Below are 25654 nucleotides of genomic sequence, written 5' to 3'. Positions count from 1 at the left end.
CGCCTGGGAGAAACGGCATCCTGAAGAGGACAATTGACGGCATACCCGTTTTCATTCTGTTGTCAGCCCCAGCACGACGCGCAGCACAAAGATCTTCCCTTCCGGTCCGGCGAAATAGTAGCCATGATACTGCCCCGCGATATCTGCGACACTTTCCAGGCCCAGTCCATGATCATCCTCCAGTTTTCCGCTTTTTATCTTGCCTTCAGAATCATAAATGACCATGCCGTCAAAGCTGTTTTTTACTTCCAGGATCAAAAAGCCGCCCCTCACCCTCGCCAAAAGTTCGATAAACCGTTCTTCTTTATCTGAAAGGCGCTGACAGGCCTCCAGCGCGTTTTGCAGCGCATTGCCCAGTACTACGCTGAGATGACTGTCATGCACGGAGATCTCCGTCGGAATCTGTGCATCGCACCGGAACCGAATCCCCTCCGCCTCTGCCCGCTCCGCGTAATACCCCAGCAGAATCCCGGCAGTATAATTGGCACAGAGCGCCTGGCCTGAATGCTCCGAAATATTTTCCAGCAGACCGTCCAGATAGCTCTGCATATACTGAAGCTGGCCGCTTCGCAGGCATGATTCAAGTACCCGGAAATGATGGCGCATATCATGCTGCATCCGGCGGATCTTCTGCTGGTGTAGCGTCAGCGTTTTATAATACTGCTCCGATTTTCTCAGTTCTTCTGCTGTCCTTTCGGCCCGTCGTTTTGCCTCATCCGCCTCTCCGGCGGCCGCCATATGGAAAAAGGCCAAGGAATATCCGGATGCCAGAAGGATCAGGAACAAGACGACATTCAGATATTCTACAGGCTCTGCTCCTCCCTGATTCCCCCAGACATCAAACAAAAGCAGCATCAAAAAATATCCGGATCCCGCAAACACTGCAGCGCCCCGGGAATGGCGCCCAAATTGAAGAAGCCACCGCAAGACCGGCTTCCGAAGCTTTTTCCAGTAGATCCAGAGACATAAAAACGTATAGATAAAATAGAACATCATAAAACCAAAACGGGAAAAATGCGCCGGGCAGACGTCACATAACAGCAAAGCGGTATATTTCGCCATCAGGACTGCCGCATATAAGAAGGTATTTATAAAAAAGAAAGTGAACAGCCGCTGTCTGACTGGCACATTGAACAAATAAAGATAAGCAAATATCAGAAACAGGCCTGCCATTTCCACCGAACGGCTGCCAAAGAAGGGATGTAAAAAGCTGCTGAAAAGACACACAAATAAAATGCAGAGTACCCAGCAAAGAATCGTTTGGAGGTTCTTTCGTCTGGAATGGTAAAAGGTATGCGTCATACCAATGAAAAAACAGAGCACTCCGCCGCCTGCGACGGCGGCTCCAAGACCGTCAGACATCTGAGTCCCTCCTAAATCCGTGTCCGTTCCGCCTGAGACAAAATGTACTCAAAGTAATTATCCCGAATTGCTTTAGCGCCCCGCTGCCGGATTGGCACACGTGTTCCGGACTCCATGACAAAATCGTCAAGAGCCGCTTGCACCCGCTCCATATTGATGAGAAAGCTCTGGTGGCAACGCAGAAAACCATGGCTGGCCAATTCCTGCTCCACATCGTCCAGCTTGGCGTAGACCCGGTGCACTTCCTCGTTTTCAAGGTGTACCAGCAGCAGATTCCGATTGCTCTCAATATATTCAATCTCCCGGTATGGAATACGGACTCCGCGGCTTCCCTCCCGCACCATCAGGGTCTTTTGCCTTCCGCCATATTCTTCCCGCAAATAGCAGTCCAGCAGCCACTCCGCCTTTTGCGCTTTCAGAGGCTTCACCAAATATCCATAAGCGCGTACATCATAGCTCTCCAGGGCAAAATCGGGGGTAGTCGTCAAAAAAATAACCGCCGCCTGCCGGTCATATTCTCGCAGCTGCCTGGCGGTCTCAATTCCGGACATACCGGACATGAAAATATCCAGGAAAATAAGATCGAACCGGGAGCCTTCCGAAATATCATCGCAAAGAGATTCCCCTGTCGCATATTCGGTTATGGTATAGGGATACGGATTCTGAACGAAATAGGAGTTCAGAAAACAGCGGAGCGCCGAACGTTCCTCTTCGATATCATCGCATACCGCTATATAAAGCATCCGAAATCCCTCCCTTCCGATAATAAATTACCATAAATTCCCTTCCTGCGCGCTCAGTCGGGATAATTGACAAAATCCGTGGGATATTCGACATGAATTGCAGGATTTTTCACATTATAGCAAAAGAAATGGAAAATAGGAGAGACTCCGCATGAATGACGGAAATAGGGTACGAATGATATACCATTCCGTTGACGTATAGAATTTAGTATGTTAAATTAAGAACAAATTGGAAAAGCCTATCTTAGAAAAAAAGCACCATTGTGCAATGGCGCTTTCTCTCTTTATGGTTTCTTTTTATGGTGTATTTCCAGGCTGATGCCAAACAATATGAGCAGAACCGTAGCAGCGGCAGCAGCGATATATTTAAGCGTATGTCCCGCAAAAGGCTGGATTCCTGCGTTTTTCGCAGGAATCTGTGCATTGTCTCTGTCCTCCGAATCGGCCGCCTCTTCCCTGAGAGACGCCGTCTCGTCCTCCGCTTCCCGCTCTGCAACAGGTTCCGCGGATTCTTCCGCGGCAGCTTGGTTCCCGGAGGGCCAGCAGGGTACTGCTCCGGCCGTTTCCGCTGCCGGCAAGTCTTTCAGGGATATAGATACTGGAACTGTTTCCCGTTCCTTGTAGGATTCTGAGGCCGCCTCTTCCTCCGGGGGAGACGGAATGTCCGGCGCAGGAGAGACTTTGCTGTCTTCCGTCTCTGCCTTCCCCGGGCGGTCATGTTCCCCCTGTCCGCCTCCTCCGTGATCGCCGCTCTGATCCTCGTCCATGGTCCAGTTTCCTTCCCCATCCGGCGAAACTTTCATGATCTTCGTTTCACCGGCAAAAGCAGAGCCTGTCACTGTCAGCTTGCAATAGAGCGGAACAGGCGCTTCCTCGGGGACTGCGATCATCCTGTCGTCCTCATCATAGACGACGCCGGTGTCATATGCATCGTTGTATTCATACTCCGAGCTCCATAAAAGGCTCCCCTGATACCAGGTTTCTTTGTCAAAGGAAAAGGACCAGTTCACCTCCTTTGCACCGTTTGGCCAGGGAAAAGTAAAGGTAGGAATCAGCTCTCCGCCCCGGTTCTGCATCTTCACTGTAAAAGGCAGATCCTCCCGCAGGAGATGTACCGTGAGGATAGGCTCAGGCGTGCCTCCGGCAATCCTTATGTGTCCATCCTTAAAACGATCCTGGTCTTCTGCGCTCCATCCAGGGTTAAGCCCGTAGTGTCCGGAAACGGTAAAACTGTCCTCACCGCCGGCGATTCCCGCTTCATACTCTGCCCTATCCCATTCCAGGCCAAATTCCATTATCGTGCCCGCTTCTCCGGCAGATATGGTCAGGGTTCCAAGCGCCGGCAAAAATGCCTCGTTAAATCCGGTATCCGGACGGATATAGACATTCAGTTCATGGGGAAACATATAGCCGAAGCGGCTGCTGTACGGATTCTCGTAAATCTGTTCCTCGGGATCTTTAACTCGTACCACAACAAAGGTACGGCCTTCTGAACGAATCAGCCCCGCTTCATAAAGTTCCTGCTGCCACGTTTCCGGATAAAAGGGCTCACTATAAATCCCCGTGACCTCAAAGCTGCCGGCCCCGCTTTGAAGTCCTTTTACATAAGATGCTTCATCCCAGATGATTCTGAAATCCAGCCATTCCGTATCATAGGGACTTTCTTCCTGTATCAGGCAATCATATTTGGCCAAATACAAGGAAGAAAAGTCCGGAGGCGAATCCCGGTCTATCCAGATTGTCTGAATCTGCATGTCGGGACTGGGTTTATAGACTGTGACCAAATCCTCAGGGCGGATATGGACAATGATCTCTATGGCGCTCCCAGGTTTAATCTGGATTTCGCCAGAATCCCATCTGTCATGGGTCGTCTCATCCCACGCCTGAGACTCCGGATCCGGCGGCTTATATTCTCCATGAACAGAAAAAACCTTTTCTCCTCTGCTCAAGGCGCCCTCATATTCCGACTGATCCCATTCAACCGGGAAGAACAGAGGATCTTCCGATTCATCCCCGTTTAAGTACAGCCACCTAAACCAGCCCGCTTCGCTTTTAAAATCCTCGTAGCTGGCACCGGAAGGGAGGTACAGATCCTCCTTCGGCTCAATATCTTCATAATAACCTGTCAGTCCGCTGTCTGCCGCACATACCTGCGCCGCCGCGCCAAACAGCAACAGCGCACACAGCATAAGAAAGGCTCTGCAATGCGAAAAATCCATAAAAGACACTTCCTTTCCTCAGCTCCCGCTGCCGCCGCGCTGCTGATTTTTTCTCTGCTCCTGGCCCTCGCTTACAGGGCCGACAACAAATATACCGCCGGCCCTCCATATGGGGAAAACGGTGTGTTTGCCTTCTCCGAATCCGACCTCGGCCGTCCGTTATTTTTGATAGACGGATGGCTGCTGGACGGGCAGGAAGTCTTTATCGGGCAGTATTCCAATTTTTCCTATCTGTCCGAAAGGAATTCCCCCTTCGGAACGGGAACTTATACTCTCACCCTCCGGTATGAAGGCGCTCCCCGTATCCTTCTCCTGGAGATTCCTACTATCTTCACACAATATACCTTATATATAAACGGCGTCCCCGCAGTCACCGACGGGGACGGGACCCAGGCCGCCGTCCCGGTGGGCGGACCGGATACCCTGCTCACCTTGGAGACTGTAAACCAAGACCACTACTACAGCGGACTGACTTATCCTCCCGCCCTGGGAACCCCGGAGGAGATCAGCCGTCTGTTCTTCATCCGCACCTTATGTTATACCGCGGTCTGCTTTTCCGGACTGACCCTTGCTTTATTTTCCGCGGCGGTGTGGCTGTCCAAATACAGGGACAAGCTGTTCTTCCATTTCGGCCTTCTGTGCCTGGCTTTTTCCGTTTACTGCGCCCATCCCCTCATCTGGCAGGCAGGCGCTGCGGGCAGGCTCTGGTATGCGGCTGAGGATTCTTCCTGGCTTTTTGTGCTGGCTCAAGCCGTCCATCTGGCCGCTCTGTCGGCACACCTGGAACGGGAAAAATGGTACCGCCGGGCGCTGCGGCCGTTTCTCCTCGCCGCATGTCTTTTTACTGCGTTCTCCGTCCTGGTCCTCATACCCGCTGACGGCGGCTTCGTCAAATTCTACGGTTTCTTTACCGACTGGTACAAGCTTTTCGTCTGGGCCGTCCTGGCAGTCCTGACAGGCATCGGGCTTTATCGGAAAAATTCGGAATCTGCCGCTCTGATCATGGGGGCGGCCGCCGTTCTCGGAGTCAGTGTCCTGATTGATCTGTGGGATTCCAACATGTTTGAACCGATCCGCGGACTGTGGCAGAATGAGTACGCAGGCGTCCTCCTAGTTCTTTTGTTTGCCGTCATGATGGTCCGCCGTATTCTCTCCCTTTTGAGAGAAAGCAGGGAGCTCCAAACCGTATCTCTGCAATACCGGTTTGCGGCTGAGAGCGCAGCACAGATGCAGAAAAACGCCAGGCAAGTCAGGGCCATGAAGCATGAGCTGAATCATCATATCGAAGCATTATCCGCTCTCTGTAAAGAAGGAAGCCTTCCGCGTCTCGAAGAATACCTTCGTGTACTCCGAAATGAAAAGAACGCGCTCCCTTCCCTGTACTACTCCGGCCACTTTCTCATCAACGCCATGCTGTGCAGCTATCTGGAGCCGGCGCGCCAAAAAGGAATAAAGGTGGACTGCCTTGTCCTTGTGCCGGATCAACTGGCGTTTTCGGACGCAGAGCTCTGCACTCTGCTTTCCAATCTCCTGCAGAACGCCGTGGAAGCCTGTACTTCTCTTCCCCGCGAGGTGAAGCCATATATCCGCTTTGAAATGTCCCTGAACGGGAACCTGCTGTCCTTTCTCTGCGTCAACTCCGCCGGCCCCGGAAAAAGCTCCGGGCCGTTTCCCACTACGAAGCAGGACAGCCAAAATCACGGCCTTGGCCTGCCGGCGATAGCCCGCATCACGGAAAAGTACAGCGGCGCCATGAGCGCTGTGAAAGAGAACGGAACCTTTACGGTCCGCGGAATCTTGTCCCTGCCCAGCTCCGTCAGCTAAAATAGTCCAGCCATTTCTGCTGCGCCTCCGCATAGCTCCGCACCGCGATCGGAACCGTATTTCTGTCTTTCAGGATATAGTGATAGCGCTGGATCCCGGTGACCCATTCCAGATTGACAAGAAAGCTCCTGTGACTTCTGTAAAATTTTGTGGCGGGCAGCTGTTTTATGACGGCCGAGAGCGCCCCCGTGCCCGTGACGTCCCGGCCGGCACAGTGCACCACCAGCTCCCGGCGGAACACTTCAATATAGCAGATCTCCTTTAGGGGCACCATTTCCCTGCCTCCTTCCCCGATATCCAGGTTTAAAAACGGTTCTTCGCGCCAGCGGGACAAGCAGTGCTCCAATACCGGCATCAGGTTCTCTTTCGTCAAAGGTTTGAGCAGATAGCTCACCGGATAGGAACGGTATCCCTCCAGTGCATATTCCGCGCAGCTGGTGACAAATACCACGTCTGTCCCGTCGCCGTCCCGGTGCAGTTCCTCCGCCAGCTGAAGGCCCGAAGGCCCGTCCATCAGAATATCCAAAAGGATCAGATCCCATTCCGCCCCCTTTTCCCTGGCTCTCAGTAACTCTTCCGGAGACGCCGCATATTCCGTCCGGCAGGCTTCACCCAGCCTTTCCATTAAGCGGATGACTAAAGCTTCTGTCTTCTCCCGGTCAGCTTTATCATCGTCGCAGACCATAATACGGTACACAGTCTCACCTCACTTCGGATGCCGGCCTTCAAAGGCCGGCCACATCTGCGGGTTCTCCGCAGGCCTTCATAAAATGAGCGGCGCCGGGAGTATTTCCCAACGCCGCTTTTCTATGAAATCATTATATCCGGTTGGTAAAATAAAGTCAATAAAAATGTCGAAAGCAGGTTGTCCGATGATTTTAAATGTCTTATCGTAACAAGAGAAATTCGAAAATACTTCCATCCATCCAATCTTCCGCCAGTTACAAGAAAAATCCATTATTCTCTGATTATTTACCATTTGTAACAAAATTTTATAATCTTCTCTTGACAGCCTATACTGTACCTGCTATTATTACAATATAACTGTAATAAAAATATATACAGAACAGAGAGGGAAGCTCATGAAACGAATGCCGTTAGTTTTAACTCTTGCTATATGCTGTGCAGTACTGTTCGCCGCCTGTTCTTCAAAAAGCAAGCCGTCCGATGGGGAAGCCTACCACAAGATCACGGCGGAAGAAGCCAAGAAAATGCTCGATGAGGGCGGCGTCACCGTGGTGGACGTCCGCACGGCAGAGGAATACGCCGAAAAACATATTCCTGATGCCGTGCTGGTACCGGTGGAATCCATTGGAACGGAACCGCCTGAATTGCTGCCTGATAAGGATGCGGTACTCTTGATCCACTGCCGTACCGGTGTACGCAGTAAACAGGCATCAGACAAACTGGTGAAATTAGGCTACACGCAGATCTACGATTTCGGCGGAATTGTGGACTGGCCTTATGAAACTATTGGCGGCAGCGGCAAATAAACTGCTGATTCGCGGCAGTGGTATACGTCATTAGATATCACTGACACAGAGAGGAAGGCAATATGAACACACGAGAACGTGAAACCATGAAAATGAGAGGCAGTGCCGATGTCTCCTACCTCGGTGAGACTGTAGACCAGATGATCTGGGAATTTATGCGGCGGAAGAAAATCCCCGGCCTGACCCTTGCCATCGTACAGGCTCCGTACATTCCGCGAGTTGTAGGATACGGTCTTTCCGACGCGGGGCAGAAGCGTCTTGCCTCCGCCAACACCATGTGGCCATCCGGACCGATTTCTCAGGCGTTTGCCGCCGTGGCGGCAATGCAGCTATACGAAGACAGCAGACTGAATCTTTCGGACAATGTCGGCACATACATCCCAGATATCCCGAAAACGTGGCAAAAGATCACTCTTCTTCAGCTGCTGCGCCACGCGTCCGGCCTGCCGGATTACCGCAAAAGTGAAGCATGGGACCCGCACCAGGAATGGGAATTCAGCCGGCTCATAGAACTCGCCGCAGGCCGTCCCCTGACATTTGCTCCCGGAACGAATGTAGAGCAGAGCGCCACCAACTTTCTGCTGCTGACGGAAATCATTGAACGAGTGAGCGGAAAAACCTATCATGACTTCGTCACACAGCGCCAGATTGAATTTTTAGGACTGCGGCGCACGGGATTTGCGGAGGACCTGGATAAATTTGTCCACGAAGATGTTTCCCTCTCTGAAAATGTCCACCAGATCTTTAAAAAGAACGGAGCCTATATTGATCCCACCGAAACGGCTGCCAGTTATGGGCCGGACGGCAGGCTGATTCCCCGCGTCTCTTCTTCGGCACTTCGGGGATTCTCTGATATCTGGGCATCGGCGCAGGATATTTCCTTCTGGGACATCGGACTCGCAGGAGGCGTACTGATCCATGAGCCAGAGCACCGCTCGCTGATCTACGCCCCCTGGAAGCTCCCAAGCGGCGAGGAGGTTCCCGCCGTGGCCGGATGGCAGTTCTATAAGCACCGCGGACTCATGGATATCAAAGGCTCTGTCCCTGGATATTCCTCATTTTTAAGCCGTTTTACGCACCCGGATGAGCTGGTCTGCGTGACCCTGCTCGCAAACCGGGAGGGAGTAGATTTCACAAATCTCGGCCGAAGGATTGCCGGAGCCTTTGGCGACCTGCTCTCCACCAACTATGACGACAACAAATTATACCTGCTCGAGGGTCAGCTGCCGGTTCAGGAAACGGTCGGAAAGCTGGAAAAAGAATTGGCCGCTCGCGAGATTCCTCTATTCGCCAAGTTCGACCACGCCGAAAATGCAAAACAGGCGGGACTCTCCCTTCGTCCCACCACGGTCCTGGTCTTTGGTTCTCCCAAAGTTGGCACCGGCCTGATGCAGGCGGATCAGAGCGTCTCTCTGGAGCTGCCGCTCCGTATTTCCGTCTGGGAGGACGAAACGGGCAGCACCTGGCTTGCCTTTCCCCGCCTTGAACGTATGGCGGCGGACTACAGCCTGCAAAACCGCCCGGAAATAGAAAAAATGGAACTGCTCATGGAAACACTTGTCCGCAAAGCGGGCAGCATTTACTAATAAATAATAAAGGAGGCTGATAACATGAACGATTCGAAGAAATTAACCAATGAAGCCGGTGCGCCTGTCGCCGAAAATGAACATTCTCTGAGCGCGGGACCGCGGGGACCGGTAATGCTCCAGGATGTATGGCTGCTGGAAAAGCTGGCGCATTTCGACCGGGAGGTGATCCCTGAACGGCGGATGCACGCCAAGGGCTGGGGAGCTTATGGAAAATTTACCGTTACCCATGACATTACAAAGTACACCAAAGCAAAGCTTTTTTCAGAGATTGGTAAGGAGACTGAACTGTTCCTCCGCTTCTCTACCGTGGCCGGAGAACGCGGAGCCGCGGATGCAGAACGGGATATCCGCGGCGTAGCTGTGAAATTCTATACGGAGGAAGGCAATTGGGACTTGGTCGGCAACAACACCCCTACCTTCTTCCTGAGAGACGTACATAACTTCCCGGATCTGAACCGGGCGGTCAAGCGGGATCCCCGGACGGGGATGCGAAGCGCCCAGAACAACTGGGATTTCTGGACTCTTCTGCCAGAAACCTTTCATCAGACCACCATCGTCATGTCCGACCGCGGCATCCCGGACGGTTTTCGGCACATGCATTTCTATGGTGAGCACACGTTCTCGATGTACAATGCCAAAAATGAACGTGTATGGGTGAAATTCCACTTCCGCACCCAGCAGGGCATCAAAAACCTGACGGATGCCGAAGCGGCCGAGGTCTGTGCGACTGACCGTGAGAGCGCCGGCCGCGACCTCCTGGAGGCCATTGAACGCGGTGATTTCCCTAAATGGACCATGTACATTCAGGTAATGACCGAAGAACAGGCAAAAAAACATTATGAAAATCCCTTTGATATCACGAAGATCTGGAGGCACAAAGAATATCCGCTCATCGAGGTAGGTGAACTGGAGCTTAACCGCTGGCCTGAGAATTATTTCGCCGAGGTGGAGCAGGCGGCTTTTACCCCAGCCCATGTGGTCCCCGGCATCGGATTTTCACCGGATAAATTTCTGCAGGGAAGACTGTTCGTCTACGGCGACGCCCACCGCTACCGCTTAGGCGTCAACTCCAATCAGATCCCTGTCAACCAGGCAAAGCACGCGGCCGTTTTCGACTATCACCGGGACGGCGCCATGCGGGTGGACGGAAATTACGGCGCGGCTCCGGCTTACAGCCCCAACAGCGCGGGAGTCTGGGCCGCCCAGCCCGAGGTGATGGAGCCGCCGCTGGATCTTTCCGGCGCCATGTATGCCTATGATCCGGCCGACGATCCCACCGATGACTGCTTCCGGGCCGGCGGCGATCTGTGGCGCGTGCTCTCCGAGGATAAAAAGGCGCTTCTCATCGAGAACACCGCCCGGAATATCGCTCCTGTCACCGAAAATATCAAATACCGCCATGCCGTCCACTGCACATGGGCAGATCCGGAATACGGCGAACGCATGACAAGAGCCCTGGGTCTTTCCCCTGAACGGGTAAAGGAGCTCGCAAAAGGCGATCACAAAACACTCGTTCAGGCAACATTAAAACCGTGACTTTTCTACAGAATACAGAGTATAATCTATTTGTTTTAAGCCTTACTGATTATCTCCTGCACGCGGCCGACCTGTCCGTCCTCCAGCATGACCTTGATGCCATGGGGATGGAAACCATACCGCAAGGGATACACTTCTGCGTCCATGTATTCCTGAACTTCATCCTCCGAATGTTGATCTGCGTAAACGACTGCTCTTGTCTGAACTTCAATCAGATTATCCATTGCCTCCCGCAGGGCATTACATCCTCAGCCGATCCCAGATACAGCTTGCGGATATTTTCAATCTCCTCGTTCTGCATGTCATAACGGGCCTGAAAGAAAGAATCCTTAATTTTCTACGAGGAGGTGTGCGCGGAGGTCATGGGGACTAAGCAGAAGGAGCAGCTCAGGCATATGACCGGTTTCCATTTCAAGCGTCGCGAAATCCTCAATCTGCCGGAGGAACATCTGGCCGCCATCGAGAAGCACCTGGAAGGCCGGGTGAGAAATCTCCTGGCCATTCCCGCCCGCCGACGCCAAAGGCAGGAAAAAGTAAGGTAAAACCGTAGGTTACGTATCACTAAGTGAATTACATAACCTACGGTTTTATTTCTCCTATTTTCGTCTCTCTTTTATTTTATACTTGCTTTGAATATTTCCACGATTTCATCATGGGCCAACACTTTGAAACCGCCTTCCATGATAAGGGTGCTCTCGGCAAGGCTGTCGATCATATCCTCGGTAACGCCTAAATCTTTCGCGTTCATGACAAGACCAAGTTCGTTCATCCACTGTTCCATGCGATTGAGGCCCTCGGAGGCAATCTGATCCAGTGTTTTATTCGCGGACTCAACGTCCCACACGTTTACAGCGAACCGCACAAATTTAGCAAGGCCGAACCGGCAGATGTAACGGTAATACGCCATAGAAACCGCTGAGAGGGTCATGCCGTGAGTGGCGTCGGTATAAGCGCCCACCGCCTGTCCCAGCATATGCACCATCCAATCGGTGGTTTTTCCTTTTGCCACAAGGGTATTGAGCGCCCAGGCAGCCGTCCACATGAGGTTGCTGCGTGCTTCATAGTCGGTGGGGTTTTTGATGGCAATGCGGGATGAATGAATCACGGAACGCATCAGCCCCTCGCTGATGTAGTCGCTGGTGTTGTCGTCCTCACCAGAGAAGTACTGCTCGCAGATATGGTTGAAAATGTCATAGATGCCTGCCGCCATCTGGTATTTCGGCAGGGTAAAAGTAAAGGTGGGGTTGAGGATCGAAAATTTGGGGAATACATTCTCCCCGAAAACATGCCCAATTTTGAGTTTCTGTTCATGGTTTGTAATCACCGCGCCGCCGTTCATCTCAGAGCCGGTGCCCACCATGGTCAGCACGCAGCCGACAGGGATAATTTGGGTGTTGGGCGCCACGTCCTCCATACGAAGATAATACCTCTCCCACGGATCCTCCTCACAATAAGCGGAGACGGAAACCGCCTTGGCATAGTCGCATACCGAGCCGCCGCCCACAGCCAGAATAAAATCGACCGCATTTTCCTTTGCGATTTTGCAGCCCTCATAGAGCTTTTGCACTGTGGGATTGGGCATCACGCCGCCATCCTCAAACACGGTTTTGCCGCCCGCTTTCAAAATTTCCAGCACTTTGTCATAAATGCCGTTTTTCTTGATGGAGCCGCCGCCGTAGACAAGCTGCACGTTTTTTCCGTACTTTGGAAGCTCATCGTTGAGATAGTTGAGGGAATCTTCTCCAAAGTAGAGTTTGGTGGGGTTTGCATAGCTAAAGTTTCCTAACATGTCCGTTTCCTCCTGATAAAGATTTATTGGTTGAAATACTGCGCAATTTCTCGCATCCGCGCTTCCTGCTTTACATGGAAGGGGCAGCGGCTTTCGCAGTGGCCGCACCGGGCGCAATCACTCGCGTGAAGCGGCAGCTTTTGATAATGTCCCGCCGCCATCTCATCGCCGGCCAGCGCCAGATCGTAATATTTATTGATCAACCCCACGTCCAGTCCTTTGGGGCAGGGCTGACAGTGGTTGCAGTAGACGCAGATGCCGTCCGCGTCCTGTGGAGTAAATTCCCCAATGATGGAATAGTCGCGCTCCTCCGGCGTGGCTGTAAGGTACCCCAGCGCCGTCTGCAAATCCGCCATATTGCGCACGCCGGGCAGCACCGTCAGCACGGCGGGGCGGTCGAGCGCATACTGGAAACACTGCACATGGGTCAGCGCCCGCTTAAAAAGAGAGGTTTTCGCATCTAAAAGCTGGCCGCCCGCAAAGGGCTTCATCACGGAAATGCCCACGCCCATGCGCTCACACTCCCGATAGAGCGCCGCCCGCTCCGCCACCTCCCCGATGGCGTAGCTGCCCTTGCGGTAATCATAGGCGGGGTTGATGCTGAACATCATCATATCCACGAGACCAGTATCGAGGATGCGGCGGGCAACTTCCGGGTTGTGGGAAGAAAATCCAAGATGACGAATTTTCCCTTCATCCTTTAGCCCTTTCATGTAGTCCCAGAGGCCGCCGTTCATTACGACCTCCAGATCCTCCAAATCATCAGTGCAGTGGACAAAGCCGATATCGGTGTAATCGGTATTCAGATGATTCAGTTCCCACTCAAACTGCTCTTTAATTTCACTGAGCTTGCGCGTCCAACCGTATTTGCCGCCCTTATAGATGGCGCCGAAGTGCATCTGGGTGATGATTTCGTCTCGCCGGCCTGCAAACGCTTTGGCATAGGCCGCAAAGGGCGCACGCTCCGAGGGCGCCATATCAAAGTAGTTGACCCCGTTTTGCAGAGCGGCTTCCAGAACGGCGGTCATTTCCTGCTCTGTTCCGGTGATGCTGCTGCTTCCCAGGCCAATGACGCTGATTTGTTCTCCGCCATGCGGTAAAATGCGATATTCCATAAGTTCCTCCTACAAATGCTTGTTAAAGCGATTTCCCAAATTCGCGCAGCTCGCTGAGCTTTTCCTCTGACTTGTTTTGCTGATCAAACGCTGTGAAAACGCCCATATCCGTAAGCTTCAGATAGTCCAAAAAGGAATTCTGATATTCGTAGATCGCTCCGCCATATACATTGTCGCTGCCTGAGCTCAAAAACAAAGCTGCTTTCTTGAGGTTTTTCGGCTTATCCAGTGCGTAAATACGATTGATGGCACACTGGAGCTGGCCGGTAAAGCTGTGATAGTAAACCGGCGATGCCAGCACGATCATCTCAGCCGCCTCTAAAACCGGGTAAACCTCCTGCATATCATCCTGCTGAATACATTTGCCTTCACCTTTGGTGTGACAGTACTCGCAGGCAAGGCACCCTGCTATACTCTTTTGACAAACGGGCACCACCGTGATGTTGTGTCCGTTCTCTTTTGCGCCTTCTACAAAGGCTTCCACCATAGCGGCAGTGTTTCCGTTTGGGCGTGGACTGCCGTTCAAAACTAAAATATTCATGTATTCTCCTCCTATCGTACCATCGTAATTTCTGTTGGGCTCAGGGACGGGCATTTCGGTTTAGCATTGCGCCACAGCCCACTCTTCATATGCCAAAACGCCGTCTTTCAAACGGTCCAGTCCATCCAGCAGAACCGAGCGCGGACAGGCGATATTCATGCGCAGGAAATATTCGCCGCCCTTTCCATACTGGCTGCCCTGCGAAAGATACAGTCCTGTTTTTTCTCGAATAAACCGTGCCGCTTCGGAAACGGAGCCGAGCATTTTCGTACAGTCCAGCCACAAAAGGTAAGTGGCCTCAGACGGAACAGCCCTTACTCGTCCGATTTCCTTCTCTGCGTATGCTGCCGCCAGCAGCTTGTTCTCATGGAGATAGGTTCGCAGTTCGTCGAGCCAATCCGCCCCTCTGGTAAAGGCGGCCACTGCGGCGTCCACCGCAAAGGCATTCGGCTCGGCAACCTCGTCGGTATTGAATGCCCGCCAGACCTTGTGGCGCAGATGCCTGTTTGGAACGACTACAGCCGCTGTTTGCAGCCCCGCCAGGTTAAAGGCTTTTGTAGGGGCGATGCAGGTGACACTGTTCTCACGGCACGCATCAGAAACCGAAGCGAATGGAATGTATTCTTTTCCGGGAGCAGTCAGATCACAGTGGATCTCATCGGACACGACCGTCACATGATACCTTGCCGCCAGTTCGCCGATCCGCGCCAACGTATCCCAATCCCAAATCTTGCCCACCGGATTATGCGGGTTGCAGAGAATCATCAGCGTGGTTTGAGGGTCGGAGATCTTTTCCTCCAAATCGGCAAAGTCGATACGGTATTCCGTCCCATCGTACTTCAAAGGACTCTCCAGCACCTGACGGCCGTTGTTCACGATGGAGCTATGGAAGATGTTGTAAACCGGTGTCTGGATCAAAACCTTTTCCGCCGGTGTTGTCAGCTTGCGCACCATACTGGAGATGGCAGGGACAACGCCTGTGCAGAAGATCAGCCAATCTTTTTCCACGGAAAACCCATGCCGGCTTTGCCACCAGCCCATATAAGCCCGATACCAAGTATCGGGTACGACGGTATAACCGAAAACCCCATGCGCCGCCCGTGCTGCGACTGCCTCCCGGATTGCCGGAGCGGTTTCAAAATCCATATCTGCCACCCACATGGGCAGCTCGTTTTCCGCCACATCCCACTTCAGAGCGTTTGTATTCCTACGATTGACCGGTATATCAAATGCTGTCATAGTTGATTCCCTCCGTTCTCTTGGTTTCGTTCCGTTTCAAGGGGCGATGGAGAAAGTCACCTGCACATCTCCGCTTCCGAGCGCCTCCTCCCAACCGGACAGGTCATCAATTTTCCCCAGCCGTGTATAGCTCCACGAGTTAGAACCATAAAAGATAACAATTTGGTTGTCGTTGTACAGTACAATATCTCCGGCCTGTGTGGTGGTCTGGCTGTCGCTGGCGGGAAGGCTGGTTCCCAGAGAGCCTACTTTCTCAAAGCCGGAGTAATCACTCATCTGGATCACCACAGGCGCACTTTGCATCATCTCTATCAAAGCATCCACCGCGGCATTTTCCTCAAGCGTTGCCGTAAAGGTGCTGCTTCCAACTTGCACGTTCATTTTTAGTACCTCATTTTTTTCTGAAGATTCATTGTCTGCCGGCTCCGATGACGGCGTTTGCACAGAAGGCTGCGTGGAAGACTGTGTGGATGAGTCAGGCTCTTCCAAAGAAGACGGCGCAGAAGGCTCTGAGGATGGCGGATTCAGTGATGCGGATGTGTCTCCCACATCTGCGATTTCTGATGAAGAGGGAGCCGCGCTTTCTCCTGCAGAAGCCCCATTTTGTCCGTTGCTGCCGCAAGCCGCCAGAGAGAGTGCCAAAACCAGGCTGCATAGAGCGATCAAGATTCGTTTCATTTTTCCCTTCCTTTCTGACCAGTAACGGTTCGCAATCATTTTTAGAGGAGCAGCCGTAAAAACACAACAGCGCCAAACACAGTGAGAATTCCACCGAATACCTTGTTCATTTGGCGAAAGCTGCGGCTGCCTGTTTTTTTCCTGATGGCACAGGCTGCGGCGGATAGCGCTGTCCACCAGATATAGGTCCCAATGAACACACCGCACACCAAACCGGTTCCCTCAAGAAGCCCTGCCGTTCCTGAAATACCAAAATAGGAAAAGGCGAACAGGAAGGTAAGGATGGCTGCCGGGTTGGTAATTCCAATGGCGAAGGAGGACAGGAACATCTTCGCTCCTCGGGCTGCTTCTGCCTCTGTCACAACAGCTTCGGTTTTTTTTACTATCAGCCGGATTCCCATAATCAAAATGAGTCCGCCGCCGAGAAGGTTGATGATTGTCTGATGCTGTAAAAGGAAATCGGAGATCAGGGTCAGTCCAAAAGCCCCGACAATGGCATAGAGGCAGTCAGCCACAGAGGATCCAAGTCCTGTCAGCAGCCCGGCCCGAAATCCAAAGCTCCATGTGCGCTGCAATGTCATAGCGCCCACCGCACCGACCGGAATGCCAAACAGCAATCCGATCAAAATGCCTCTCAAAAAATAACCCGCCAATTCTCTCACCTCCCAGCGTATTGTTTGTACAAGTCTTAGATTTCTTGTTCTTTTCGCATCATAAAGAGGAGATAGTCCAGACAATCTATTTGCTTTTGGTCTTGATGGAGGTGATCCACCAGACAGCACCTGTGCTTCTCAAGCAGCTGGATTCCAGTCATCCGTTTTCCGCGCTGTAAATCTTCCAGAAAGGTCCGAATGGTATCTTCATCACAGCCTGCATCCTTCAGATTTTGAATGATGTCCTCCTCGCTTTGATACGCTTTCATTTTCTCATACCTCTTCATTAGGGTCTCCCTCTTTGTTTCCTGTAAATTTATTATAACTGTCGTCCGTTTCAATATCAAATACCTATATCAAATGGAAAACCATACCCTAAAGGCATAATCAAAGCACAAAAGAACCCTCGAAACTGGTCCGAGGGTAAATTCGCTGCTCCTTTTATGAAGCCTGAGAAATGTCTCTGCCAAAGTATTTTTCGGAAAGCTCAGACAGTACCCCCTCTTCGCCCAGTTCTGCCAACGCATTGTTGATCGCTTCCCGAAGCGCGGCGGTTTCTTCCCCCTTGCGCATGGGAATTCCAATCCGGTTGGCTTCCTCAGTCAGCACCGCGATCTTCAGTTCCGCCTCCGGGTGGGCTTTCATGTAATCATAATAGGTCATCTCCGCATTGAGCGTGGCGTCGATGCGGCCGCTGAGAAGCAGTTCAAAGGTTTGGTTCAAATCGTCCACGCCGGTCACTTCTGCACCATACTGTTCCGCCAGCTGCGCATAGGTGCTGGAGATGGTATTGGCGGTGTGTTTCCCCTGTAAATCTTCCAGCGTATTGATGTCGCTGTTCTGATTTGTGGTGATGACAGCGGTGCGGTTATAGGCATAGGGGTCGGAAAAATCATAGGTCTCCTGCCGCGCGGGATCGATATCTACACCATTGACCATGATGTCATAACGGCCCGCGGAAAGGCCCGCAAGAAGACCGTCCCATTCGCCCTCCACAAATGTGGCCTCTACACCCAGTTTTTCCGCAATGGCCTGCGCGACTTCCACATCGTAGCCGACCAGATTGTCGTCCTCATCGTGATAAGTCCAGGGCGCCCAGGTCCCTTCCATGGCCACAATGATGTCGCCCCGTTCCCGAATCTGGGCGAGCAAGTCGCCCTCTGCTGTCTGTGCGGAAGGGGCAGATGTATTATCTTGCTGCTGTGTGTTGTTCCCGGAGCAGCCGGTCAGGGCAAAAATGCCAAGCATGGCAACAGCCATAAACAATGCCAAAAAACGTCTCTTTTTCATGAATTTGTACTCCTTTTTATGGTTTGTAATCATTTCAACTTGTTAAGCCGGCACTCTCGTTAATTGTGCGGAGAAATTCCTTCGTTCGGGCTTCCTGCGGATTTTCAAAGAAAGTCCTTGAATCACCGGACTCTATGACAGCTCCGTTTTCCATAAAAACCACTTTATTGGATACGGTCCTGGCAAAGCTCATTTCATGGGTGACAACCAGCATGGTCATTCCCTCATCGGCAAGCTGCCGCATAACGGCCAGCACCTCGCCGGTCAATTCCGGATCCAACGCCGAGGTCGGCTCATCGAAATAGATGATCTCCGGGTTGGTGGCCAGTGCCCTTGCAATGGCTACGCGCTGCTGCTGTCCGCCGGAAAGCTGATTTGGGTAGTAATCGTACCGATCAGAAAGCCCTACCTTATCCAGCGCCTGTTTTCCAATCTCTACCGCTTGCTGCTTCGGCATCTTTCGTGCGACGACCAGTCCTTCCGTCACGTTTTGGAGAGCGGTCTTGTTGCGGAACAGGTTATAATTTTGAAAAACAAAAGCGGTTTTCTTTCGCAGTCCAGCAATTTCCTTTTTACTGATGGAATCAAACTCAAAACGTTCCCCGTCGAACACCAGCATACCCGCATCCGCCGTTTCCAGAAAGTTGATGCAGCGCAGCAGCGTGGTCTTGCCCGAACCGCTGGGACCGAGGATCGCCACCACATCGCCTTGATCGACATGGATATCCACACCGCCGAGTACTTCTGTCCCGTCAAAGGATTTTCGGATATTTTTGATCTCCAGCATATGATTAACCTCCCTGTTTGCCATGAGCATTAAGCTTCTTCTCTCCTATGCGCTGCAGCTTTGTCAGTACGGTGGAAAACAGCAGATAGATCAAACCGACCTCAATATATAACGCAAGCGGCTCATAGGTCCTCGCTACAATGCGCTGTGTCACCATGAACATTTCCGTCACCGTAATGTTAGCGGCGAGAGAGGTGTCCTTAACCATAGCGATTAACGAGTTGGACAAGGGCGGGAATGCGGTGCGCATTGCCTGAGGCAGAATAATCCGGCGCATGGTTTGCAGATAGGACATTCCGGCACAATACCCTGCCTCCAGCTGACCGGCAGGCACCGATTCCAGCGCAGCCCGAATGGTTTCTGCGCAGTAGGCCCCTTCGTTGACGGAGAATACGATGACTGCCGCCGGAAACGGGTCAATAACGATGCCTAGATTGGGAAGCCCATAGAAGATCACGAACAGCTGTACCAGCAGCGGTGTACCGCGGACCACCCAAATATAAAACCTGGCCACCTGTTTAAGGCCCTTGATATCGGCAAACTGTACCATGGCGGCGGCAATTGCAAGGATCAGTGCAAAAGTAAAGGAAATTACAGTCAGTGGGATCGTCATGGTGAGGCCGGGCAAAATGATTTTCCCGAAGGAATCGACCAATATATCCCACAATCGTTCGCTTATCATAGCTTTGCATATCCTCCCTTCTCATCCATTTTCCTGCCCTTATTTACTCGTCGGCGCTGATGTTGATTATCTTGTTGCCCCAGCCTTCGAGCACAGGATTCTCCTCAACGGCGGTGATGAATTCTTCTGTGGCGTCAAAATAGCCAACCGGTGTATATTCACCGGATACCTCAGCGTCCCCAAAGAACAGGACAATGCGGTTCGGTTCGGAATAGTAGACCGTTCCCGCCTGCTCTGCGGTCACATTTTCAGGGTTCGAGGGGATTTCATACCGGCTGGGGATGTCATAGTACTGCATAACTTCCCAGTTGTCATAATCATCATAATGGTAAATGGGAAGTCTCCAGTCGGCGGTTCCCACATGCCGGGCAATCGCGGCTGCCGTATCGTTGTCGTAGAGGTGCATCGTAAAGGATGCGCCGTTGTCACCAAACCGTACATAGAGTTCTGCTGCGGCTGCAGCCGTTTCCGAAGAAGAATCTCCGCGGTCATCGGTGCTGTCAGGTGTAGAGCTTGGGACGCTGCTCACCTCTGGCGTGGAGGAAGGAGAATCATCCCCCTCCGTTCCGTTCGTTTGACTGCAGCCGGCCAATATCATCACAAACACAAGAGATAAGGCGAGGAGAAGAGAAGGCCTTCTCAGCGTATTCTTTTTCATCGTAAGTTCCTTTCCTGCGCCTTTTGTATGGCACATCAGAGAGTTCAAAGTTTTTCATATCAAAGGAAGGCACCATTGCATACCTGCAGGACCTGGCCTTTTACATGACGGCCCATTTTGCTGGCGAGATACAGGCAGGCATACGCCTGATCAATCGGTTCGCATTCAGGGCCGGGGAAGTAGACGAAATGGCCGCTGTGCTCCAGCATTTTGGCGCCGCCGGGCTGCTCGCCGGCCCGGTTGGCCAGATGTGCTGGGGTCACGGTCGCGCCGGGCGCTACCGCATTGCAGCGGATATTGGTCTCGATCAGCCGCATGGCCACATTTTTTGTCAGTGTGTTGAGCGCGCCCTTGGTAGCGGTATAGCTTGCACCGCAGAAGGGGCGGGTGCCGTTCACCGAGGAGATGTTGATGATGACGCCCTCGTTCTTGGGCAGAAAATATTTCAGTCCCTCGCGGATATACCGCATAGGGCCGCCCAGATTGACATTCATGATGTGCTGCATCCACTCATCAGTGGTCTCGTCGATGATGGTCTGCTCTCCGATTCCGGCATTGTTGACGAGAATATCCACATCTCCAAAAGCCTTGATGGTTTCCTTAAACACCCGCACGGTATCTTCTGTGGAACCGGTATCCGCCGCCACACCGATGGCACGGTATCCCTTGTCTTTCAGATCATCGACAACCGCATCCAGCTTCTCCTGATGGCGGGCCGTCAGCACGACCGCCGCGCCCTCTTCGGCAAAAACCTCGGCAATGGTGCTGCCCATGCCATAACTGGCCCCGGTGATAATAGCGATTTTTCCTTGTAACATCTGCTGATCCATAATGGAATCCTCCTAAAATTTTTTATTGCGCTCGCTCCTCACTCCATAAAAAGAGGGAGGGGAACCTCTGCAATTCCTCCTGAATCGCAGAGTAGCAAATAGCTCCGCTGCCGCTCAGCTATTTTTTATTCTGTAATTAGGACGGTCAAATCCGTCCGCTTAATCTTACCCGCCGCAAGATAGGCAAAGCCCATAAACAGCAAGGTGACGAGCACCGCTGGGAAAAGGACAGAAACCACACCTGGATGGGATGCGAAATTACTGATGCCGGCAAACTTCATCACGCTGGAAACCAGCGGATCGGTGATTGCCGCCGCCAAAAGCACGCCTGCCAAAGAGCCAAGCAAAGCGACGATTCCAAAGCGTAAAGCAAAGGAGAAACGAAGCCGTCTGTCCAGGAAGCCAATGGCTTTGTAAATGCCGATATCCCGCTGCTCCGCCGAGAGGATCTTGCTGCCGGTCATCACGGTGACAATCAAGATAAAGAGCAGTACCATCCCATACAGAAAAGCTACCAGCGCCTGCATGGCTGAGATAATCCCGAACAGGCCGGGCCAGGTGTTTTCATGTACATGAACATCGCCGCCGAAGGCCGCGTCCAAAGCCCCGGTGATCGCCCCTTTTTGAGAAGGGTCGCTGAGAAAGTAATGATGACACCAGATCTGCGGGTCGTCGCGTCCGATTTTGAGGTACCCCTCCCGGCTCATCCCCACGTTGGCGCCCATGTCGTTGGCGCAGGAGTAGATGCCGGTCACCAGGTATTCGCCGCTGCCGCTGTCTCCCGTGACGGTGAGCGTATCGCCGATGGATACGTCTAAATCGGCGGCTGCAAACTCGGTCAGGACAATCTCGTGATCGGCAGTACTGGTCCTTCCCTCCAAAATGTGAAAGCGGTCCGGCTCAGAAATGACATTGGCGGTGTAGTCGATGCCGTTTACTGCCACGCCGGGCATGGCAAGCAGATAAGTATCGGTGATACTTGTATAGGAGAGCACAAGGTTCTGTGCCTCCTCATCCGTGTGCTGCCCGAACATTTGCACGCCGATGTCGTGGTCGGCAGGATTAAAAGCGTCCATCATACCCTTGCCGTCCGCTCCCAGCCAGGCGTCCATCCGCCCGATCATGGAGGCGAAGAACACCAGCAGGATGGCGACGATCAGAGCGCTCACATACTTCTTTTTCCCTGTGATTAGCTGCCGCACGGCGAGCGAAACGCTCAAATGCTTTCCGCTGATTGGGGCCGTCTTCCCCATAGGATGGGCGGGGCCCTCCGTCTCTCCGCGAATGGCTTTCATGGGGGTGACACGCCCAATTTTCCCTGTTTTTAAGACGATAAAGCCTGCAAGCAGCAGCAGAATGGCGGTAAAGGCACCCAGACATAGCCCCCAGGGGAGCCGGGCCGGAATCAAAACACCGGTTGTGGATAGGGTGACACTGCTTACCAGAAGACTGAGCGGTGCGGCCAAACCAAGCCCCAGCAGCATCCCCGGTAAAATGGGAGCGGCATATTGCATGAGCTGAACCAACCGGAGCTGCATACTGGTAAACCCGCAAGTTTTGAGAATGCCCATGTCCACATAGTCCGCCTCGATGGCGCCGGTGATGCTGTGCCCCAGCACGGCCAGTACCACAAGGAGCAGTACCGCCACAAAAGCTAGAAGCAGTCCGCTGAAAGCATTTTGCAAAATCAGCATAAACCCGGATATGGCCTGGTTGCTGTGGACAAATTCCGTGTAGGCAGGCAGGCTGGTATTTTCATTCAGGATTCCGTTGAGCTCCCCAGTGGTCAGCGTGCTGTCCGTCGTCTGGAAAATATGAAGCATCTGGCCGGGGCGGGCAAGCGCGTCAATCCCGGCGCCCACGGCTGTCTCGGTGATTGCCGCATAATCTTCCTCACCGATGAGGAAGCCTTTCATGCCGATCATCGAACTGCCCATAAAGGGATCCTCGTAGAAGCCCGCAATCGTGAGAGAAACCGTTTTGCCGTTACGGGCGATGGCAAAGTGGATTTCGTCCCCGATTCCCACGCCCATCATGGAGATGAGCGACGGCGAAATGTAGACTTCACCCGGCGCGATCTTTGGTGTGTCCGTCAGATAACCGGCAAGATCGCCGGTGAAGAACCGGTAACGGCTTTCCTGGGAAGTATAAAGAATGAGCTGCCCCTCACTGTCGGACTCCTGTTCATGAGCGGTATAATTGGAGAACACAATGTCCTGTGCTTCCACTCGCTCCACATCGGAAAGCGCCGTGATACCCTCTGTCAGGCTCTCGGTATCCGGCACACCGGACACCCAGGCAGTCAGATCCCCGAATCCCGCACGGTTCCGTTCGGAGCTGATATAGCTCCTCGAATTCATCCAAACCGTTAGTACGGTACCAAGAGATAAGGATATCAGCAGGATCAGGATGAAAATCCCGGTGAGGACGCCCCTGTGCTTTTGAATGCCTGCTTTTAACAAAGTTTTATATTCCATTTCAGTCCCCCCTTACCAGCGCAAAGAGGAAAGCCACTGTGTTGTCTGGGTTTCACGCTGCCTCGCATCAGCCGCGCTGTAAACGGGCAGCGTAAACTCATCGAGGATTTTGCCATCCTCCAGATAAAGAATCCGGTTGCCTCGAATCGCCGCACGCACATCATGGGTGACCATCAAAAGGCTCTGCCCGTCAGAATTCAGGGTTGACAGCAGGTTCAAAACCTCTTCGCTGTTGGATTTATTGAGCGCACCCGTGGGCTCGTCGGCAAAAATCAGTCCGGGACCTTGAATCATCGCCCGCGCAATGGCGGCACGCTGCGCCTCTCCGCCGGAGGTCTGCGACGGCAGACGATCCTTCGCACCATCCACATGCATCCGAGAGAGCAGTTCAGACGCTCTTTGCTGTACATCCCTTGGTCTGCCGCCGCCCACATATCCAGCCACCACGATATTTTCAAACAGAGTCAAATTGCTTACCAGGTGGGTCTGCTGAAAAACAAAGCCAAATTCCTTCGCCCGGATCCGGGCCATCTCCTTTTCCGTAAGGCCGCTGATCCTCTTGCCCCGGTATTCGATCTCTCCGCTTGTGATGCTGTCCATTCCGCTGAGCGCGTACAAAAGCGTTGATTTACCGGCACCGGACGCCCCCATGATCACTGTGAAATCCCCCTCATAAACTTCCATATTCACTTTGTTTAAGATCGGGATGGTTTCGCCGTTTTGTGCAAACGACTTGCAGATGTCCCTGCCCTGCAAAAGAACTTTTTTCATACCGCAGGCCTCTCTTCCTCGAACGAATTTACAATCAGGCGCTTTTTCCCCGTCTGTGGATCCGGCGTGATTTCATCCACGAACCGCACATAAAATTGCACATAGGAGAGCTTTTTTTCCTTTAGGATGCCGCTCATCTGCTCCAGCATCTCGCGGCGGATTTCATCTCTGGACGCTGCCGCAGAGGTTTCCGCCAGCATCTCAAAGGTATCCAAACTGGTCTGCTGAAATTGATAATCAAGCAGACCCTCTATGCAGAAGCCTTCAATGGCCAGGGGATGTAAAAACTCCCGATTTCCATTTCCGTCGGTAAACCACAAAACGTCTTCGTTTCTTCCCAGAAGCCCAACCGCTTTTGAAAAGGGATACCTGCTACTGCGGTCCGGCTTCTGCAGCGTCAGGTGATCCGAAATCTCATAGCGGATCAAGGGCTGCGCAAAGTTATAAAGAGAAGTCAGGTACATGTGCCCGTCCTCCGCCTCGATCACATTCATATCGTCAAACAAAACCATACCGTCTCTGGGATCGAGTTCCGCACCCAGAGCGAGAGATTCGCTTGCCCCGTAGAAATTCACAACCTCGGCATGGAAAGTCTTCTCCAGATAGTGCCGCAGGCTGCTTCCCAGCGGTTCCCCACAAGAGATCACCCGAAAGACCTTGCACTCCACTTCACCGCGTTCCACAAGCTCAGCAAGAATCTTAATGGCCGACGGATAACCGATGATCATATTTGGCTTAAACTCTTGAATGTGACCGATCCACTCCGCAAGCGGCGTTTTGATATCCAGATACATCTGCTTGGCGTGAACGCCGTCGATCCCGTCGCCCACCGCCATGGCGCCGCCGTAACGTCCATCCGTCGCCGCAAGATAGGCGATGCGGGGGCCGCGGGCCAGCAGCTTCAAGATTTGCAGCATGGACATGCCCCACAGCGCGCCCCGGATGATTCCCAGCAGCATATGACTCCACGCAGCGTCATCATATAGAAAATATCCCGGTTTTCCTGTGCTCCCGGAGGAATGCACCACATGGTATTTTCCTTTGAAGGGCTTGCGGTCCACCGCCTCCTCAGCGTCAAACCGCCGCATTTCCTCCTGGGTCAAGTCAGGAACTGTGACCAGCTCGTCAAAATGAGCGAGAAGTTCTGCTTTGGTGAGTACAGGAAATTGCGATAGCGGAGCTGTCTGAATACTCTGTTTGGTGATTCCCGCCGCCTCAAAGGCTTTGCGGTAGTAGCCGGACTGCTCATAGGCAAAGGCCAGCATATGGCGCAGTTTCTTTTGCTGTAATTCTGCCATCTCTTCACAGGTTTTCTTTTCGTTTTGCTTCAGGGTATACAGTTCCCACAACAGGTTTAAATAGTTCATTCGCTTCGCCT

25 protein-coding genes are annotated in these 25654 nt (G+C 52.6%); 5 read left to right on the top strand and 20 right to left on the bottom strand.

Translation table 11 applies throughout. The features are described 5' to 3' along the window. Positions 1 to 51: 51 nt before the first annotated feature. The 3 genes from H9Q78_RS12975 to H9Q78_RS12965 all read right to left on the bottom strand — a co-directional run bounded on the left by H9Q78_RS12975 (position 52) and on the right by H9Q78_RS12965 (position 4324). Complete coding sequence (locus tag H9Q78_RS12975; RefSeq protein WP_249302240.1) at positions 52 to 1362, bottom strand: sensor histidine kinase; 1311 nt, start codon at positions 1360 to 1362, stop codon at positions 52 to 54. 11 nt (positions 1363 to 1373) lie between these two features. Continuing rightward, complete coding sequence (locus tag H9Q78_RS12970) at positions 1374 to 2105, bottom strand: LytR/AlgR family response regulator transcription factor (protein ID WP_249302238.1); 732 nt, start codon at positions 2103 to 2105, stop codon at positions 1374 to 1376. Between the two features lie 284 nt (positions 2106 to 2389). Next, complete coding sequence (locus H9Q78_RS12965; protein WP_249302236.1) at positions 2390 to 4324, bottom strand: hypothetical protein; 1935 nt, start codon at positions 4322 to 4324, stop codon at positions 2390 to 2392. Between H9Q78_RS12965 and H9Q78_RS12960 the strand changes: the two genes are divergently transcribed. Next, on the top strand, positions 4310 to 6148 hold the full coding sequence (locus H9Q78_RS12960) for a GHKL domain-containing protein (protein ID WP_249302234.1): 1839 nt from the start codon (positions 4310 to 4312) through the stop codon (positions 6146 to 6148). The two genes, H9Q78_RS12965 and H9Q78_RS12960, sit on opposite strands and share 15 nt — an antisense overlap. Here H9Q78_RS12960 and H9Q78_RS12955 read toward each other — a convergent pair. Next, entirely contained in the window at positions 6141 to 6845 is a 705-nt protein-coding gene (locus H9Q78_RS12955; protein ID WP_249302232.1) for a LytR/AlgR family response regulator transcription factor, read from the bottom strand. The genes H9Q78_RS12960 and H9Q78_RS12955 overlap by 8 nt on opposite strands. A gap of 385 nt (positions 6846 to 7230) precedes the next feature. On the opposite strand from H9Q78_RS12955, the gene H9Q78_RS12950 reads away from it, so the two are divergent. From H9Q78_RS12950 to H9Q78_RS12940, 3 genes are all read left to right on the top strand, one after another. Next, entirely contained in the window at positions 7231 to 7641 is a 411-nt protein-coding gene (locus H9Q78_RS12950; RefSeq protein ID WP_249302230.1) for a rhodanese-like domain-containing protein, read from the top strand. A gap of 62 nt (positions 7642 to 7703) precedes the next feature. Further along, complete coding sequence (locus tag H9Q78_RS12945) at positions 7704 to 9227, top strand: serine hydrolase (protein ID WP_249302228.1); 1524 nt, start codon at positions 7704 to 7706, stop codon at positions 9225 to 9227. 24 nt (positions 9228 to 9251) lie between these two features. Further along, positions 9252 to 10766, top strand: a complete 1515-nt coding sequence (locus H9Q78_RS12940) for a catalase (RefSeq protein ID WP_249302227.1) — start codon at positions 9252 to 9254, stop codon at positions 10764 to 10766. A 35-nt stretch (positions 10767 to 10801) separates the two neighbouring features. Here the strand turns inward: H9Q78_RS12940 and H9Q78_RS12935 are convergent, their stop codons facing one another. Continuing rightward, complete coding sequence (locus H9Q78_RS12935) at positions 10802 to 10990, bottom strand: DUF2196 domain-containing protein (protein WP_249302226.1); 189 nt, start codon at positions 10988 to 10990, stop codon at positions 10802 to 10804. Between the two features lie 138 nt (positions 10991 to 11128). Here H9Q78_RS12935 and H9Q78_RS12930 point away from each other — a divergent pair, with 138 nt between their 5' ends. Continuing rightward, complete coding sequence (locus H9Q78_RS12930; RefSeq protein WP_249302225.1) at positions 11129 to 11308, top strand: hypothetical protein; 180 nt, start codon at positions 11129 to 11131, stop codon at positions 11306 to 11308. Between the two features lie 71 nt (positions 11309 to 11379). Here the strand turns inward: H9Q78_RS12930 and H9Q78_RS12925 are convergent, their stop codons facing one another. From H9Q78_RS12925 to H9Q78_RS12855, 15 genes are all read right to left on the bottom strand, one after another. After that, positions 11380 to 12555, bottom strand: coding sequence for an iron-containing alcohol dehydrogenase (locus tag H9Q78_RS12925; RefSeq protein ID WP_249302224.1), 1176 nt, complete (start codon positions 12553 to 12555; stop codon positions 11380 to 11382). Positions 12556 to 12578: 23 nt separating this feature from the next. After that, the gene (locus tag H9Q78_RS12920) at positions 12579 to 13670 is read right to left on the bottom strand and encodes an aldo/keto reductase (RefSeq protein ID WP_249302217.1); all 1092 of its coding nucleotides are present in this window, start codon (positions 13668 to 13670) and stop codon (positions 12579 to 12581) included. 22 nt (positions 13671 to 13692) lie between these two features. Beyond that, complete coding sequence (locus tag H9Q78_RS12915) at positions 13693 to 14211, bottom strand: flavodoxin family protein (protein ID WP_249302215.1); 519 nt, start codon at positions 14209 to 14211, stop codon at positions 13693 to 13695. Between the two features lie 60 nt (positions 14212 to 14271). Further along, positions 14272 to 15450, bottom strand: a complete 1179-nt coding sequence (locus H9Q78_RS12910) for a MalY/PatB family protein (RefSeq protein WP_249302213.1) — start codon at positions 15448 to 15450, stop codon at positions 14272 to 14274. A gap of 36 nt (positions 15451 to 15486) precedes the next feature. Further along, the gene (locus H9Q78_RS12905; RefSeq protein WP_249302211.1) at positions 15487 to 16128 is read right to left on the bottom strand and encodes a cyclophilin-like fold protein; all 642 of its coding nucleotides are present in this window, start codon (positions 16126 to 16128) and stop codon (positions 15487 to 15489) included. A 41-nt stretch (positions 16129 to 16169) separates the two neighbouring features. Next, positions 16170 to 16781, bottom strand: a complete 612-nt coding sequence (locus H9Q78_RS12900; RefSeq protein WP_249302209.1) for a LysE family translocator — start codon at positions 16779 to 16781, stop codon at positions 16170 to 16172. 35 nt (positions 16782 to 16816) lie between these two features. Next, the gene (locus H9Q78_RS12895) at positions 16817 to 17068 is read right to left on the bottom strand and encodes a hypothetical protein (protein WP_249302208.1); all 252 of its coding nucleotides are present in this window, start codon (positions 17066 to 17068) and stop codon (positions 16817 to 16819) included. Positions 17069 to 17222: 154 nt separating this feature from the next. Then, positions 17223 to 18071, bottom strand: a complete 849-nt coding sequence (locus H9Q78_RS12890) for a transporter substrate-binding domain-containing protein (protein WP_249302206.1) — start codon at positions 18069 to 18071, stop codon at positions 17223 to 17225. Positions 18072 to 18105: 34 nt separating this feature from the next. After that, a complete protein-coding gene (locus H9Q78_RS12885) occupies positions 18106 to 18858 on the bottom strand; it encodes an amino acid ABC transporter ATP-binding protein (RefSeq protein WP_249302204.1) in 753 nt (250 codons plus the stop codon). A gap of 4 nt (positions 18859 to 18862) precedes the next feature. Beyond that, positions 18863 to 19537, bottom strand: a complete 675-nt coding sequence (locus H9Q78_RS12880) for an amino acid ABC transporter permease (protein WP_408635207.1) — start codon at positions 19535 to 19537, stop codon at positions 18863 to 18865. 46 nt (positions 19538 to 19583) lie between these two features. Then, positions 19584 to 20198, bottom strand: a complete 615-nt coding sequence (locus H9Q78_RS12875; protein WP_249302201.1) for a cyclophilin-like fold protein — start codon at positions 20196 to 20198, stop codon at positions 19584 to 19586. A gap of 59 nt (positions 20199 to 20257) precedes the next feature. Beyond that, positions 20258 to 21028, bottom strand: coding sequence for an SDR family NAD(P)-dependent oxidoreductase (locus H9Q78_RS12870; RefSeq protein ID WP_249302200.1), 771 nt, complete (start codon positions 21026 to 21028; stop codon positions 20258 to 20260). A 125-nt stretch (positions 21029 to 21153) separates the two neighbouring features. Continuing rightward, complete coding sequence (locus tag H9Q78_RS12865; RefSeq protein WP_249302199.1) at positions 21154 to 23505, bottom strand: ABC transporter permease; 2352 nt, start codon at positions 23503 to 23505, stop codon at positions 21154 to 21156. Between the two features lie 12 nt (positions 23506 to 23517). Next, positions 23518 to 24276, bottom strand: coding sequence for an ABC transporter ATP-binding protein (locus tag H9Q78_RS12860; protein WP_249302198.1), 759 nt, complete (start codon positions 24274 to 24276; stop codon positions 23518 to 23520). Further along, positions 24273 to 25643, bottom strand: a complete 1371-nt coding sequence (locus H9Q78_RS12855) for a phenylacetate--CoA ligase family protein (protein ID WP_249302197.1) — start codon at positions 25641 to 25643, stop codon at positions 24273 to 24275. Before H9Q78_RS12855 ends, H9Q78_RS12860 begins: the two co-directional genes overlap by 4 nt. Between the last annotated feature and the right edge of the window lie 11 nt (positions 25644 to 25654).

Origin of the sequence: Qiania dongpingensis (assembly GCF_014337195.1) — a bacterium.
Lineage (GTDB): Bacteria > Bacillota > Clostridia > Lachnospirales > Lachnospiraceae > Lientehia > Lientehia dongpingensis.
The sequence above is the reverse complement of the archived record's forward strand: the minus strand, read 5'-3'. Positions and strand labels throughout refer to the sequence as shown.

Coding starts and splice junctions, on each gene's coding strand:
- H9Q78_RS12885 (WP_249302204.1), bottom strand. CDS start 18,858: ATGCTGGAGATCAAAAATATCCGAAAATCCTTTGACGGGACAGAAGTA.
- H9Q78_RS12965 (WP_249302236.1), bottom strand. CDS start 4,324: ATGGATTTTTCGCATTGCAGAGCCTTTCTTATGCTGTGTGCGCTGTTG.
- H9Q78_RS12890 (WP_249302206.1), bottom strand. CDS start 18,071: ATGAAAAAGAGACGTTTTTTGGCATTGTTTATGGCTGTTGCCATGCTT.
- H9Q78_RS12970 (WP_249302238.1), bottom strand. CDS start 2,105: ATGCTTTATATAGCGGTATGCGATGATATCGAAGAGGAACGTTCGGCG.
- H9Q78_RS12930 (WP_249302225.1), top strand. CDS start 11,129: ATGGGGACTAAGCAGAAGGAGCAGCTCAGGCATATGACCGGTTTCCAT.
- H9Q78_RS12960 (WP_249302234.1), top strand. CDS start 4,310: ATGCGAAAAATCCATAAAAGACACTTCCTTTCCTCAGCTCCCGCTGCC.
- H9Q78_RS12945 (WP_249302228.1), top strand. CDS start 7,704: ATGAACACACGAGAACGTGAAACCATGAAAATGAGAGGCAGTGCCGAT.
- H9Q78_RS12920 (WP_249302217.1), bottom strand. CDS start 13,670: ATGGAATATCGCATTTTACCGCATGGCGGAGAACAAATCAGCGTCATT.
- H9Q78_RS12870 (WP_249302200.1), bottom strand. CDS start 21,028: ATGGATCAGCAGATGTTACAAGGAAAAATCGCTATTATCACCGGGGCC.
- H9Q78_RS12935 (WP_249302226.1), bottom strand. CDS start 10,990: ATGGATAATCTGATTGAAGTTCAGACAAGAGCAGTCGTTTACGCAGAT.
- H9Q78_RS12915 (WP_249302215.1), bottom strand. CDS start 14,211: ATGAATATTTTAGTTTTGAACGGCAGTCCACGCCCAAACGGAAACACT.
- H9Q78_RS12895 (WP_249302208.1), bottom strand. CDS start 17,068: ATGAAGAGGTATGAGAAAATGAAAGCGTATCAAAGCGAGGAGGACATC.
- H9Q78_RS12865 (WP_249302199.1), bottom strand. CDS start 23,505: ATGGAATATAAAACTTTGTTAAAAGCAGGCATTCAAAAGCACAGGGGC.
- H9Q78_RS12855 (WP_249302197.1), bottom strand. CDS start 25,643: ATGAACTATTTAAACCTGTTGTGGGAACTGTATACCCTGAAGCAAAAC.
- H9Q78_RS12950 (WP_249302230.1), top strand. CDS start 7,231: ATGAAACGAATGCCGTTAGTTTTAACTCTTGCTATATGCTGTGCAGTA.
- H9Q78_RS12910 (WP_249302213.1), bottom strand. CDS start 15,450: ATGACAGCATTTGATATACCGGTCAATCGTAGGAATACAAACGCTCTG.
- H9Q78_RS12905 (WP_249302211.1), bottom strand. CDS start 16,128: ATGAAACGAATCTTGATCGCTCTATGCAGCCTGGTTTTGGCACTCTCT.
- H9Q78_RS12975 (WP_249302240.1), bottom strand. CDS start 1,362: ATGTCTGACGGTCTTGGAGCCGCCGTCGCAGGCGGCGGAGTGCTCTGT.
- H9Q78_RS12860 (WP_249302198.1), bottom strand. CDS start 24,276: ATGAAAAAAGTTCTTTTGCAGGGCAGGGACATCTGCAAGTCGTTTGCA.
- H9Q78_RS12940 (WP_249302227.1), top strand. CDS start 9,252: ATGAACGATTCGAAGAAATTAACCAATGAAGCCGGTGCGCCTGTCGCC.
- H9Q78_RS12875 (WP_249302201.1), bottom strand. CDS start 20,198: ATGAAAAAGAATACGCTGAGAAGGCCTTCTCTTCTCCTCGCCTTATCT.
- H9Q78_RS12925 (WP_249302224.1), bottom strand. CDS start 12,555: ATGTTAGGAAACTTTAGCTATGCAAACCCCACCAAACTCTACTTTGGA.